The sequence below is a fragment of the Rhodanobacter sp. DHB23 genome (assembly GCF_014842975.1).
In the GTDB taxonomy this organism is placed as follows: domain Bacteria; phylum Pseudomonadota; class Gammaproteobacteria; order Xanthomonadales; family Rhodanobacteraceae; genus Rhodanobacter_A.
Map to the genome: position 1 here is coordinate 1 of NZ_JACYXK010000021.1, position 12930 is coordinate 12930.

At 68.6% G+C, this 12930-nt stretch carries 10 protein-coding genes; 5 read left to right on the top strand and 5 right to left on the bottom strand.

What is annotated here, in order from left to right:
• Positions 1-304: 304 nt before the first annotated feature.
• Positions 305-2035: a ubiquinone-dependent pyruvate dehydrogenase gene (gene poxB, locus IHE47_RS03835; RefSeq protein ID WP_192104439.1), complete on the top strand. Its 1731-nt coding sequence runs from the start codon at positions 305-307 to the stop codon at positions 2033-2035.
• A 48-nt stretch (positions 2036-2083) separates the two neighbouring features.
• On the opposite strand, the gene IHE47_RS03840 is transcribed toward poxB, so the two are convergent.
• Positions 2084-3322 carry an MFS transporter gene (locus IHE47_RS03840; protein ID WP_192104441.1) on the bottom strand — a complete coding sequence of 413 codons (1239 nt, stop codon included), beginning with the start codon at positions 3320-3322 and terminating at the stop codon, positions 2084-2086.
• 504 nt (positions 3323-3826) lie between these two features.
• Between IHE47_RS03840 and IHE47_RS03845 the strand changes: the two genes are divergently transcribed.
• Together IHE47_RS03845 and ppk1 are read left to right on the top strand one after the other, a co-directional pair.
• Positions 3827-4615 (top strand): helix-turn-helix transcriptional regulator, encoded by a 789-nt coding sequence (locus tag IHE47_RS03845; protein ID WP_192104443.1) that lies wholly within the window; start codon positions 3827-3829, stop codon positions 4613-4615.
• Positions 4616-4833: 218 nt separating this feature from the next.
• Positions 4834-6984: a polyphosphate kinase 1 gene (gene ppk1 / locus IHE47_RS03850; protein WP_192104445.1), complete on the top strand. Its 2151-nt coding sequence runs from the start codon at positions 4834-4836 to the stop codon at positions 6982-6984.
• A gap of 526 nt (positions 6985-7510) precedes the next feature.
• Here ppk1 and IHE47_RS03855 read toward each other — a convergent pair.
• Entirely contained in the window at positions 7511-8392 is an 882-nt protein-coding gene (locus tag IHE47_RS03855; RefSeq protein WP_192104447.1) for a neutral zinc metallopeptidase, read from the bottom strand.
• A gap of 98 nt (positions 8393-8490) precedes the next feature.
• Here IHE47_RS03855 and IHE47_RS03860 point away from each other — a divergent pair, with 98 nt between their 5' ends.
• A complete protein-coding gene (locus IHE47_RS03860; RefSeq protein ID WP_192104449.1) occupies positions 8491-8886 on the top strand; it encodes an MAPEG family protein in 396 nt (131 codons plus the stop codon).
• A gap of 413 nt (positions 8887-9299) precedes the next feature.
• Here the strand turns inward: IHE47_RS03860 and IHE47_RS03865 are convergent, their stop codons facing one another.
• Positions 9300-10841 carry a TerC family protein gene (locus IHE47_RS03865; protein WP_192104451.1) on the bottom strand — a complete coding sequence of 514 codons (1542 nt, stop codon included), beginning with the start codon at positions 10839-10841 and terminating at the stop codon, positions 9300-9302.
• A 169-nt stretch (positions 10842-11010) separates the two neighbouring features.
• Between IHE47_RS03865 and IHE47_RS03870 the strand changes: the two genes are divergently transcribed.
• Positions 11011-11802, top strand: coding sequence for a CPBP family intramembrane glutamic endopeptidase (locus IHE47_RS03870; protein ID WP_192104453.1), 792 nt, complete (start codon positions 11011-11013; stop codon positions 11800-11802).
• On the opposite strand, the gene IHE47_RS03875 is transcribed toward IHE47_RS03870, so the two are convergent.
• Together IHE47_RS03875 and IHE47_RS03880 are read right to left on the bottom strand one after the other, a co-directional pair.
• Positions 11790-12374, bottom strand: coding sequence for a Maf family protein (locus IHE47_RS03875; RefSeq protein WP_225561608.1), 585 nt, complete (start codon positions 12372-12374; stop codon positions 11790-11792). The genes IHE47_RS03870 and IHE47_RS03875 overlap by 13 nt on opposite strands.
• Positions 12371-12916 (bottom strand): SRPBCC family protein, encoded by a 546-nt coding sequence (locus IHE47_RS03880; RefSeq protein WP_192104455.1) that lies wholly within the window; start codon positions 12914-12916, stop codon positions 12371-12373. Before IHE47_RS03880 ends, IHE47_RS03875 begins: the two co-directional genes overlap by 4 nt.
• Positions 12917-12930 lie beyond the last annotated feature (14 nt).

Sequence of the window (12930 nt, forward strand, 5' to 3'; positions counted from 1 at the left end):
AAGCCGGCAGCGAATAGCCCTTCTGAAACTGCACCCGGTTCATCGACATGGCGTCTTCCTCTCGGTGGAGACGCCATGGTTGAACATCTCCCGCTCAACAGCTGAGATTCGACGCTAATCAGGTCCCGGAGGGAGAGGGATTCACTCATGCGGGTTTACGCGAATTCAAGTTGCCAGGCTTCGTTGATGGAGCGAAGACCCGCTGCAGCTGAAGGGCAAGAGCACGCACCGTGCAAGCCACCCTTCACGCCACCCGAAGAACCCCCATGACAGCATGGTCGCTCCCCGTCCCCAGGAGCGCCCTATGGCCATCCGCAACGTCGCCGACGTGCTGGTCGAAACCCTCGCCAACGCCGGCGTGCGCCGCATCCACGGCGTGGTGGGCGACAGCCTCAACGGCATCACCGAGTCGCTGCGCCAGCGTCCGGAGATGCGCTGGTTCCACTACCGGCACGAGGAAGCCGCCGCGTTCGCCGCTGGTGCCGAATCGCAGCTCACCGGCCAGCTGGCGGTGTGCGCCGGCTCCTGCGGCCCCGGCAACCTGCACCTGATCAACGGCCTGTACGACGCGCAGCGTTCGCGCACGCCGGTGCTGGCGATCGCCGCGCACATTCCCTCGGTGGAAATCGGCAGCGGCTATTTCCAGGAGACCCATCCGCAGAACCTGTTCCGGGAATGCAGCCACTACTGCGAACTGGTGAGCAGCCCCAGCCAGATCCACCGCGCCGCCGAGATCGCGGTGCGCACCGCGGTCGCGCAGCGCGGCGTGTCCGTGCTGGTGATCCCCGGCGATGTCGCGCTGGCCGAGGCCTCCGGCCCGGTCGCCGACGCCGCCAGCCTGCTGCCCGACGCTCCCGTGGTGGTGCCCTCGCCCGAGCAGCTCGACAAGCTGGCCGGACTGCTGGCCGGCGGCCGCAAGGTCACCCTGTTCTGCGGGCGCGGCTGCGCCGGCGCGCACGAGGCGGTGATGGACCTGGCGGATACGCTGAAGGCGCCGGTGGTGCACGCGCTGGGCGGCAAGGAACACATCGAGTGGAACAACCCCAACGACGTCGGCATGACCGGCCTGATCGGCTTCAGCTCCGGCTACCAGGCGATGATGGACTGCGACACCCTGCTGCTGCTCGGCACCGACTTCCCGTACCGGCAGTTCTTCCCGAGCGACGCGAAGATCTGCCAGATCGACCTGCGCGGCGAGAACCTGGGCCGCCGCTGCAAGCTCGACCTCGGCCTGGTCGGCGACGTGGGCGCCACACTGCAGGCCTTGCTGCCGCGCCTCAAGCCCGCGCGCAACGATGACCACCTCAAGGCCAGCCTCGCCAACTACCGCAAGGCGCGCGAAGGCCTGGACGAACTCGCCACCGGCAAGCCGGGCCAGAAGCCGATCCACCCGCAATACGTGGCGAAGGTGGTGGACCAGCTCGCCAGCGAGGACGCGGTGTTCGCCTGCGACGTGGGCACGCCCACGATCTGGGCCGCGCGCTACCTGCGCATGAACGGCAGGCGCCGGCTGCTCGGCTCCTTCGTGCACGGCTCGATGGCCAATGCGATGCCGCAGGCGATCGGCGCGCAGACCGCCTACCCCGCGCGGCAGATCGTCAGTCTCTCCGGCGACGGCGGCTTCGCGATGCTGATGGGCGACCTGCTCACCCTGATCCAGCACAAGCTGCCGGTGAAGATCGTGGTGTTCAACAACGGCACGCTGGGCTTCGTGGAGCTGGAGATGAAGGCCGCCGGCTTCCTGCCCGTCGGCGTGTCGCTGGACAACCCCGACTTCGGCGCGCTGGCGCGTGCCGCCGGCATTTACGGCGTGCGGGTGGAAGATCCCGGCGAATTGGAAGACGCGGTGCGCGAAGCCTTCGCGCACGACGGCCCCGCCCTGGTCGACGTGGTCACCAACCGGCAGGAACTGTCGATGCCGCCGAAGATCCAGCTCGAACAGATCAAGGGCTTCAGCCTGTGGGCGCTGCGCACGGTGATGAACGGCCGCGGCGACGAGCTGATCGAACTGGCGCGCAGCAACCTGCGACGCTGATGGCATCCTCCCTCCCCTGCTTGCAGGGGAGGGTTGGGGTGGGGTGCTTCACCGCTTCGCCGGCTTCTCGATATCCGGCAACAGGATCGCGCACACGCCGATCAGCGGCAGCCATGCACACAGCTGGTAGACATAGCCGATGCCATCGAGGTCGGCCAGCTTGCCCAGCAGCGCCGCGCCCAGGCCGCCCATGCCGAAGGCCAGGCCGTAGAACACGCCGGAGATCATGCCCAGCCGCCCCGGCACCAGCTCCTGCGCGAACACGATGATGGTGGTGAACGCCGACGCCAGCACCAGCCCGATCACCACGCTGAGCACGCTGGTCCAGAACAGGTTGGCATGCGGCAGCATCAGCGTGAACGGCGCCACGCCGAGGATGGAACCGAGGATCACCCACTTGCGCCCCACCTTGTCGCCCAGCGGGCCGCCGATCAGCACGCCCGCCGCCACCGCCGCGAGGAACACGAACAGGTGCACCTGCGCGTCCTGCACCGACACGCCGAAGGTGTGCATCAGGTAGAACGTGTAATAGCTGCTGATGCTGGCGATGTAGAAATACTTGGAGAAGATCAGCACGGTGAGGATGAACAGCGAGAACAGCACCATGCCGCGCGACAGCTCGCGCGCCGGCGCGCGGCGCGCACGCGCCTTCACCCGCCCCGCATGCCGTGCGTACCAGTGGCCTATCTGCACCAGCACCACGATCGCGAGCAATGCCGCCAGCGCGAACCACGCCACGCTGCCGCGCCCGTGCGGCACGATGATCCACGCCGCCAGCAGCGGCCCCAGCGACGCGCCGAAGTTGCCGCCCACCACGAACACCGACTGCGCCAGGCCCGGCCGTCCGCCCGACGCCATGCGCGCCACGCGCGAGGATTCCGGGTGGAAGATCGACGAGCCGGTGCCCACCAGCGCCGCCGCGAACAGCAGCACCGGGAAGTTCGGCGCATAGGCCAGCAGCAACAGGCCGCACAGGGTGAAGCCCATGCCGGCGGCGAGCGAATACGGCATCGAGCGGCGGTCGGCCGCCATGCCCACCAGCGGCTGCAGCAGCGAGGCGGTGGCCTGGTAGGTCAGCGTGATCAGGCCGACCTGGGCGAAGCTGAGTTGGAAGCCGCTCTTCAGCAGCGGATAGATCGCCAGGATCAGCGACTGGATCATGTCGTTGAGCAGGTGCGAGAAGCTGATCGCGCCCAGCACGGTGAACTGGGTGCGCTCCTCGGCGGCCACCGGCTTCGGCGACGGAACGGCGGGATTCAACGGAACGGCATCGACGCTGGTCTGCATGGGGGAACTCGTCAGTGATCTCGGGGAAAGATCGCAACGGCGCGCATTGCATCCGTCGCTGCGTACACGATAATCGGCAGTCGTGCGGCCCGCATGCGCCGTCGGGTCAGATTCTGTCGAATTCGGGCCACACAAAAGATTCCTGATGAACGTCGATTCCAGATCCTGATTGACGACATTGCCTGGTTGCGGAAGGCCGCTCCCCCGCCGGACGCGGGGAGCGGCCATGGATGGCCGTGCCTTGAGGAGCGAGGAAGTGGGACTGGGGTGAGGGTTCGGGCGTGACAAGACGCGCAGGATTCGGTGGATGTGAGATTCCCCGCCTTGCCCGAACCCTCATCCGGCCCTGCGGGCCACCTTCTCCCGGAGGGAGAAGGGAAAAGCTGGTGGAGCTTGTCGCCAATCGGGTTACAGATACCGCAACTGCGTTTACCTCAACCACGTCCCCCTGGGCGTAGGCCCGCAGGGCCGCAACCGAAGGGTTCCCGCCGGAAAAGCTTCTGCATGCGCCACACCCGCGTCGATGCCTACGAAAACGCGCCGCGCGACGTCGTCGCCACCGGCAACGACTACGCCGCCGGCTACGTGCTGCCCGCGCACGCGCACCGGCGCGGCCAGCTGCTGTACGCCGCCACCGGCGTGGTCAGCGCGGTGACCGACCGCGGCAGCTGGGTGGTGCCGCCGCAGCGCGCTCTGTGGATACCGCCGGGCGTGCCGCACGAGGTGCACATGAGCGGCGACGTTTCCACGCGCAGCGTCTACGTGCAGCGCGAGGCCGCCGACGCCGCCGGCCTGCCCGCGCATTGCCAAGTGATCGCGGTCTCGCCCCTGCTGCACGCCCTGCTGATGGAGGCGGTGGACCTGCCGCTGGAATACGCGCTGGACGGCCGCGACGGCCGCGTGATGGCCCTGCTGCTGGACGAGATCCGCGCGATGCCCGCGCTGCCGCTGAACACCCCGCTGCCCGACGAGCCGCGCCTGCGCAAGCTGTGCCGCGCCCTGCTCGCCGCGCCCGCGCTGGAAATCGACGTGGACGCGATGGCGCACAAGGCCGGCATGAGCCGCCGCCACTTCACCCGCCTGTTCCGCCGCCAGACCGGCATGAGCTTCGCCGCCTGGCGCCAGCAGGCCTGCCTGCTCGCCGCACTCACCCGGCTGGCCCGCGGCGAACCGGTCACCACGGTCGCCGTCGAACTCGGCTACGCCAGCGCCAGCGCCTTCAGCGCCGCGTTCCGCCGCGCGCTGGGCTCGCCCCCTAGCCGGTACCTGGCGATGCAGGCGCGCGCGCATTGATCGCCGGCAGGAGCGCACCCTTTGCGCGAACGCTCTGATGCCCGATCGGAGCAAAAGCGATCGCGCACAGGGTGCGCCTGCCGGAGGCGGCGGCACGTCATCCACCGGTCATGAACCTTGGTCAAAGTCGTCACACCCACGCATAAAGCGCATGCGCCGCGAAGGACTACCATGCCGGTCTGGATGGTACGCCGCATGCACCCCACGGATACAACCCGATGAGTTCACGCGCCCCCCGCAAGCCCACGCCCGTCACCACGGACGCCCCGGCGGCCAATGACGCGAGCGACGCCGTCGCGCCCGACCTCGGCGAGCGCCGGCTGTACATCAACCGCGAGCTGTCGCTGCTCGCCTTCAACACGCGGGTGCTCGACCAGGCGCTGGACGAACGCACGCCGCTGCTGGAACGGCTGAAGTTCCTGCTGATCTTCTCGCGCAACATGGACGAGTTCTTCGAGATCCGCGTGGCCGGGCTGAAGGGCCAGATCGCGCTGGAGCGCGAGCTGCCCGGCGCCGACGGCATGGCGCCGCGGCAGGTGCTGGCGGAGATCGGCACGATCGCGCACAAGCAGATCGAGCGGCAGTACGCGATCCTCAACGAGCGCATCCTGCCGGAACTGGCCACCCACGGCATCCGCATCGCGCGGCGCGACGAGTGGACGCAGAAGCAGAGGCAGTGGGTGCGCCATTATTTCCGCGCGGAGGTGGCACCGCTGGTGACGCCGATCGGGCTGGATCCCACCCATCCGTTCCCGCTGCTGGTCAACAAGAGCCTCAACTTCATCGTGCAACTGGACGGCGTGGACGCGTTCGGCCGCGACTCCGGCCTCGCCGTGGTGCCGGCGCCGCGCGTGTTGCCGCGGCTGATCCAGATGCCCGTCGACATTGCCGGGCACGACGACTGCTACGTGCTGCTGTCCTCGATCATCCACGCGCACGCCGAGGAACTGTTCCCCGGCATGAACGTGCTGGGCTGCTACCAGTTCCGGCTCACCCGCAACGCCGACCTCGCGCTCGACCCCGAGGACGTGGAAGACCTGGCGCTGGCGCTGCGCGGCGAGCTGTACTCGCGCCGCTTCGGCAATGCGGTGCGGCTGGAAGTCGCGGACAACTGCCCGAAGGAGCTGACCGCCTACCTGCTCAGGCAGTTCGGCCTCGCCGAGTCGGAACTGTACGAGGTGAACGGCCCGGTGAACCTGGCGCGGCTGTTCAGCATCGCCAGCAAGGTGAATTACCCCACGCTGCAGTACAAGCCCTTCGTGCCCGCGTTGCCCAAGCTGCTGAAGCATGCCGACGACCTGTTCTCGGTGATCGCGCGGCACGACGTGCTGCTGCTGCATCCGTACGAGTCGTTCACGCCGGTGATCGACCTGCTGCGCCAGGCCGCTAAGGATCCGCAGGTGCTGGCGATCAAGCAGACGCTGTACCGCACCGGCGCGGACTCCGAGATCGTCGACGCGCTGGTCGACGCGGCGCGCGCGGGCAAGGAAGTGACCGCGGTGGTGGAGCTGCGCGCGCGCTTCGACGAGGAGTCCAACCTCTCGCTCGCCTCGCGCCTGCAGCAGGCCGGCGCGATGGTGATCTACGGCGTGGTGGGCATCAAGACGCACGCCAAGCTGATGCTGATCCAGCGCCGCGAAGGCAGCGAGCTGGTGCGCTACGCGCACATGGGCACCGGCAACTACCACACCGGCAACGCGCGGCTGTACACCGACTACAGCCTGCTCACTTCCGACCAAGCGCTGTGCGAGGACGTGCACAAACTCTTCAGCCAGCTCACCGGCATGGGCAAGGCGCTGCGCATGAAGAAGCTGCTGCAGGCGCCGTTCACGCTGAAGAAGACCCTGCTGGAGCTGATCGCGCGCGAGACCGAACATGCCACGGCGGGCAAGCCGGCGCAGATCATCATCAAGGTCAACGCGCTGACCGAGCCCAAGGTGATCCGCGCGCTGTACAAGGCCAGCATCGCCGGCGTGCGCATCGACCTGATCGTGCGTGGCATGTGCTGCCTGCGGCCGGGCGTGCCCGGCGTGTCGGAACACATCCGCGTGCGCTCGGTGATCGGCCGCTTCCTGGAACACAGCCGCGCCTACTGGTTCGCCAACGCCGGCGAGCCGGTGCTCTACCTCTCCAGTGCCGACCTGATGGAACGCAACCTGGACCGTCGCGTGGAATGCGCCTTCCCCATCGAGGGCCGCAAGCTGCAGCAACGCATCCACGCCGCACTGCAGCTCTACCTCGACGACAACAGCGGCGCCGCCGAGCTGCAGGCCGATGGCAGCTACCGCCCCGCGGCGCGCGCTGCCGGCGAAGCGCTGCGCGACGCCCAGCAGCAGTTGCTGGCGAAGCTCTGCGACGTATCGGCGTGAGTCGCAAACGAAGCCTGGCGGCTTGAATGCGCGTGAACCTGCACCGGTGAGTCCCCCGCCCTTCGGGACCTGACTTGGCGTCGAGTCTCAGTCTTGCCATGTTCTATCCCCCTCCCCTGCGCGCAGGGGAGGGCTGGGGTGGGGGCAAGCGCTTGCGAAAGCAGTCCATGAGAGTCTTTCGCCAGGTTTCACCCCCTCCCAACCTCCCCCTGCACGCAGGGGGAGGAGCAAATCGGCTCACAGCTGAGACTCGACGCTAATCACGTCTTCGGAAGAGGGGGCCGACCTGCAGGCGTTGATGCGCCTGCGGAACAGCGAAGCTGGCCCCGTCAGGGGTGAGCGCCATGGAAAGCGCGAATCCAGGCGGGCGACGGTTCGGGCGGACCGGCATGTTGACGCAAGCCCGAACCCTCACCCCCAGCCCTTCTCCCGGAGGGAGAGGGGAGAAGATCGCTTGCCAAGCATTCCGGACAGCAGCATGCCTACGCGGGGATTGCCTACGCAGGAATGACGGGCACGAAGCCGCTCACGGCTCGCCCGCGAAGGTGTTGCAGCTGTTGATGTCGCCGCTTTGCATGCCGGCCTTGAACCACTTCACGCGCTGCGCCGAGGTGCCATGGGTGAAGGTGTCGGGCATCACGCGGCCCTGGGTTTCCTTCTGCAGGGTGTCGTCGCCCACCGCACTGGCCGCGTTGAGCGCGGACTCCACGTCGCCCGGCTGCAGCCAGTCCAGCCGCTGCTGCGTGCGGTTGGCCCACACGCCGGCGAAGCAGTCGGCCTGTAGCTCCTGCCGTACCGAGAGGCCGTCGGCGCCGTCCATCGGATAGCCCTGCTGCTGCAGCTGCTGCACCTTGTCGAACACGCCGAGCAGGTTCTGCACGTGGTGGCCGACCTCGTGTGCGATCACGTAGGCGCGCGCGAAATCGCCGGAAGCGTGGAAACGGTCCTGCAGTTCCTGGAAGAAGCCGAGGTCGAGGTAGACCTTGCGGTCGCCGGGGCAATAGAACGGCCCCACCGCGGTGGAGGCGGCGCCGCACGCCGTCGCCACCTGGCCCTGGAACAGGTGCAGCCTGGGATCGGTGTAGCTCTTGCCCATCGCGGCGAAGTAGTCGCCCCAGGTCTTCTCGGTGGAACCCATGATGTGGCAGGCGAACGCAATCTGCTCGTTGCCGGGATTCTGGCAACTGACCGCCTGCGTGGGCTGCGCCTGCCCGCTGGTCTGCTGCACGCCGCCCTCGCCGCCGCCCAGGAACGGCGTGATCAGGTCGCGCTTGAAGATCAGGCTGAGCACCAGGAGGATCAGCAGGCCACCCAGGCCCAGGTGCACCCCGCCCGGCTGGAAACCGCCGCCACCGCCGCCGCTGCCTTCCTCGACGTTGTCGCTGTTCTCGCCCTTCTGCCAGTCCATGCCACCCCTCCCGTGCCGGTGCCTGCAACGACGATAGCGCCTCGCGCGCCGCCGCGCCAAACCGCTACAGTGGCGCACCTTTCCCGACGAGAAGCACCATGCTCCAGCACCTGCCCGCCCTGGTCGTCCTGCTCGCCGTGCTGCTGCAGTTCGGCACCCTGTTCGCGGTGGGCCACGCCCGCGGCAAATACGGCATCAAGGCACCGGCCACCAGCGGCCACCCCGATTTCGAACGTGCCTACCGCGTGCAGATGAACACGCTGGAAGCCGTGCTGCTATTCCTGCCCACGCTGTGGGTGGCCGTGCAATACGGCTACGGCGGCTGGGCCGGCGTGGCCGGGCTGGTATGGGTCGTGGGCCGCGCGTGGTACGCGCTGGCCTACCTGCAGGACGCCTCGCGCCGCGGCGGCGGCTTCATGCTGGGCATGCTGGGCTGGGCGGCAACGCTGGTGATGGCCCTGATCGGCGTGGGCCGCGCCCTGCTGGCTGGTTGAAACCCGCCGAGGAGCGGCACCGCCGCTCCTGCTGTTGCTCTTGTTGTGGCTTCTGCGCGCCGGGAGCGCGCTGCTCTTCCGGGGCCCCTATGTGGCGGTGAGGCGTGGACGAAAAGGCCGCGCAGCGGGCGAGTCCATGGATGGACTCGCCTTTTCGACCGGGCAGGAGCCCGGCCGAAAAGCCCGGCCACGCCTCACGGACTCGGAGGGCAGGATGCCCGGAGAGCGCCGCATCGGGGTGGCCTTCTCTTTTGGTTACTTTTCTCTTGGCCACGCAAGAGAAAAGTAACTCGGGCGCCGACAGGCGCACGAAACCGCTTTGTCGCTTGCGACAACCCAGCACGAGCAAAAGCCCCTCTCCCCCAACCCCTCTCCCGCAAGCGGGAGAGGGGAGATGGCGGTGGTCCCCAGTACTAGACAGTCGCAACACGCAGGCGCTCGATGCGCGCCCCCTCCATCGCCACCACCTCGAACCGCAACCCCTCGCTGGTGAACCACTCCCCCACCGCCGGCAAGCGACCAAGCTGCTTCAGCGCATAACCGGCGAGGCTGGCGAAATCATCATCACTGCCCACGCGATGGCCAAGCAGTTGCTCCACCCGGCGCAGGTCCAGGCTGGCGTCGAGCAGCCAGACGCCATCGCTCTCGCGCACCGCCGCCGGATCGCCATCGCCAGCCTCGGAGAACTCGCCGGCGATGCTCGCCAGCACGTCGGCCGGCGTGACCAGCCCGAGCACGCTGCCGTACTCGTCCACCACCAGCGCCACCTGCAGCGGCGAGCGCCGGAATTCCTCGATCAGCCGCAGCACGCTCAGCGACTCCGGTACGGTCATCGGCTTGCGCACCACGCGCTCCACGTCGATGCGCCCATGCTCCAGCAGGCTGGCCAGCAGGTCGTGCGAGGTGGCCACGCCGACCAGCTGGTCGAGGTCGTCGCCCGCCACCGGCACCCAGTGGTGGCCGCAGCCGGTGACTTCGGCACGCAGCTTGGCGGCGTCCTCGCGCGGGTCGATCCAGCTGATCTCCGGGCGCGGCGTCATGATGGAGCGCACCGGACGGTGCGCCAGGTCGAGCACGCCCTGCACCATCGCCAGCTCGTCCTTGCCGAACACTGCGCTGCCGCTGCCGACGCCCGCGTCCGGTGCCGCCTCTTCCTCCGCGCTGCCGCTGCCCAGCAGGCGCAGTACCGCCTGCGCCGTGCGCTCGCGCAAGGTGCGCGCGCTGGCCAGCAGGCTGCGCCGGCGGTTGCGGCGCATGGTCTGGTTGAACGCCTCGATCACGATGGAGAAGCCGATCGCGGCGTACAGGTAACCCTTCGGGATGTGGAAGCCCAGGCCTTCCGCAATCAGGCTGAAGCCGATCATCAACAGGAAGGACAGGCACAGGATCACCACCGTGGGCCGCGCGTTGATGAACGCGGTCAGCGGCTTGCTGGCCAGGATCATCAGCAGCACCGCGACCACCACGGCGATCATCATCACCGAGAGGTGGTTGGCCATGCCCACCGCGGTGATCACCGAATCCAGCGAGAACACCAGGTCCAGCGCCACGATCTGCACCACCACCGGCCAGAAGCGCGCCTGCGCGCGGTTTTCCGCAGCGTGCCCGTCGCCGCCTTCCAGCCGCTCGTGCAGCTCCAGCGTGGCCTTGAACAGCAGGAAGCCGCCGCCCGCGAGCAGGATGATGTCGCGCCACGAGAGCGCGAGGCCGTGCCATTCGACGATGGGCGCGGTGAGCTGCACCAGCCACGACATCGCCGCCAGCAGGGCGAGCCGCAGCACCAGCGCAACGCCGAGGCCGAGCAGCCGCGCACGGTCGCGCCGTTGCGGCGGCAGCTTGTCGGAGAGGATCGCGACGAACACGAGGTTGTCGATGCCCAGCACGATCTCCAGCACCACCAGGGTGAGGAGGCCGGCCCAGGCGGCGGGATCGATCAGCCAGTCGAATTCGAACATGGGTAGCGCCGGGGCCGTCATGGCGGGGAAGGCAGGCCACTATAACAAGCGGCCCCGTGCCGGACGGCGCATTGCCAATCCCCGCGCGCAGCGGCCAAGATGGCCGCACGGGACGCGGCGCCGCGCGTTCCGGCGTTTCGTCCACCAGGCGCGAGGATTTCCCCGTCCGATGGATGCACCGCGCCACAGCCTGCCGCCCTCCCTCCCGCTGCGCCTGCCCGACATCGGCAACGCGCTGGGCATGATCGTGCTGTATTTCGTGCTGCAGGTGGCCATCGGCATGCTGGCGGGCCTGTTGCTGGGCGTCGTCGTGGGCATGCTTCACCACGATGCCGCGCCGGGCATCGTACAGGCCGCGATGACCGGCGCGGACGTCAGGAGCGTGCTGGTGACGATCGTGCTGCTGGGTGACGCCGCCGTCACGCTGTGGCTGGTGCGGCGCTTCTGGCCACCACTGTGGTCGCAGGCGCAGCCGCCGGGGTTCGGCTTCACCGTGCCCGCGGCGGCCTGGTGCGCCCTTGCCGTGGCGGTGGGTCTGACCATGCCATGGATCGGCGGCAAGCTCACCGAGCTGCTCGCGCATGGCGCCGACGTGCCGCAGGACGTGAAGCAACTGGGCGGCGAGGCCGGCCTCGGCTTCCGTTTCGTGCTGACACTGGTGGTGGCCAGCGTCGGCCCGCTGGTGGAGGAACTGCTGTTCCGCGGCGTGCTGCTCTCCGCCCTGCTGCGCCGCATGCGCGCCGGCTGGGCGGCGCTGGCCAGCGGCGTGCTGTTCGCGCTGGTGCACCTGCCCGACCTGCACTGGCTGTGGTACGCGCTGCCCAACCTCGCGCTGCTGGGCGTGGCGCTGGCGTGGCTGCGGCTGCGCTCGGGTTCGCTATGGCCCTCGGTGATCGCCCACGGCTGCAACAACCTGCTGGCGATGGCCGTGCTGTTCGCGTCGCTGCATCATCCGGGGTAGATCGCCGCCGCGCGCAGCAACTGCGCGGTCTCGAACAGCGGCAGGCCCATCACGCCCGAGTAGCTTCCCTCCAGGTGCTCCACCAGGGTCGCGCCACGCCCCTGGATGGCATAGGCACCGGCCTTGCCGAAGGATTCGCCGGTGGCGACATAGGCGGCGATGGCGGCATCGTCCAGTTTCGCGAAACGCACGCGCGACACGCAGCAGGCACTGCGTTCGCCGTGCGCATCGACCAGCCACACGGCGGAGACCACCGCGTGCGTGCGGCCGGAAAGGCGGCGCAGCATCGCCGCCGCATCCTGCGCGTCGCGCGGCTTGCCGAACACTTCGTCGTCCAGCACCACCTCGGTATCCGCGCCAAGCACCACGGCATCGGACACGCCCGCGAGCGCGGCCAGCCCGGCGCGCGCCTTGTCGCGGGCGACGCGGTTCACGTACTCGCGCGGCGACTCCTGCGCGGCGCGCAGCTCGGGCACGTCCACGTCGACCACGCGGAAATCGACGCCGAGCTGCGCCAGCAATTCGCGGCGGCGCGGCGACTGCGAGGCGAGATGGAGCAGGGACCTCCTCATCGTGCGCCTTGCAGCGGGAGCGGCGCCTCTGCGGCTGCCTTGAGGTTCTTCAGCATCTGGTCTTCGCTGGCCTGGAGGTCCGACGACGAATAGAACCACGAAAGCAGCGGGCCATCCATGGATTCCATGCTTTCCACCCGCGTATGGCCGGGATCGGGCGCGGACAACCTCAGCACGTGGACGGCCCTGGCAAGCGATGCCTTGCCCGTCCATGCCACGGTCCGGTCCGGAACGAACAGGACGACACGGGAACGTATCGTCGTGCCTCCGGCATTCCACTCGAACGGGATGCCGTTGCCCAGGGCGCCGCCAACGGTCACGTGACTTACGCCCTGCAACCACCGCGGCCAGTTAGCCGCATCAACCAGGATGTTCCAGACCCGCCCGGGCGGCGCATCGATGACGATGCCGGACGATGCCTTCACCGGCGCGTCCTGCTGGATTTCGCCGCGGCCACCCAGTACGGCCAGCGCGTCATCGGACGGCCCGCACGCCGCGAGCAGGCAGCACGCCAGCACCGCGAGAAAAATCCTGCCATTCATCCGTTGGTCCTTGG

Excerpts from the sequence above, each read along its gene's own strand:
- poxB (WP_192104439.1), top strand. The coding sequence starts at position 305 with ATGGCCATCCGCAACGTCGCCGACGTGCTGGTCGAAACCCTCGCCAAC.
- IHE47_RS03840 (WP_192104441.1), bottom strand. The coding sequence starts at position 3,322 with ATGCAGACCAGCGTCGATGCCGTTCCGTTGAATCCCGCCGTTCCGTCG.
- IHE47_RS03845 (WP_192104443.1), top strand. The coding sequence starts at position 3,827 with ATGCGCCACACCCGCGTCGATGCCTACGAAAACGCGCCGCGCGACGTC.
- ppk1 (WP_192104445.1), top strand. The coding sequence starts at position 4,834 with ATGAGTTCACGCGCCCCCCGCAAGCCCACGCCCGTCACCACGGACGCC.
- IHE47_RS03855 (WP_192104447.1), bottom strand. The coding sequence starts at position 8,392 with ATGGACTGGCAGAAGGGCGAGAACAGCGACAACGTCGAGGAAGGCAGC.
- IHE47_RS03860 (WP_192104449.1), top strand. The coding sequence starts at position 8,491 with ATGCTCCAGCACCTGCCCGCCCTGGTCGTCCTGCTCGCCGTGCTGCTG.
- IHE47_RS03865 (WP_192104451.1), bottom strand. The coding sequence starts at position 10,841 with ATGTTCGAATTCGACTGGCTGATCGATCCCGCCGCCTGGGCCGGCCTC.
- IHE47_RS03870 (WP_192104453.1), top strand. The coding sequence starts at position 11,011 with ATGGATGCACCGCGCCACAGCCTGCCGCCCTCCCTCCCGCTGCGCCTG.
- IHE47_RS03875 (WP_225561608.1), bottom strand. The coding sequence starts at position 12,374 with ATGAGGAGGTCCCTGCTCCATCTCGCCTCGCAGTCGCCGCGCCGCCGC.
- IHE47_RS03880 (WP_192104455.1), bottom strand. The coding sequence starts at position 12,916 with ATGAATGGCAGGATTTTTCTCGCGGTGCTGGCGTGCTGCCTGCTCGCG.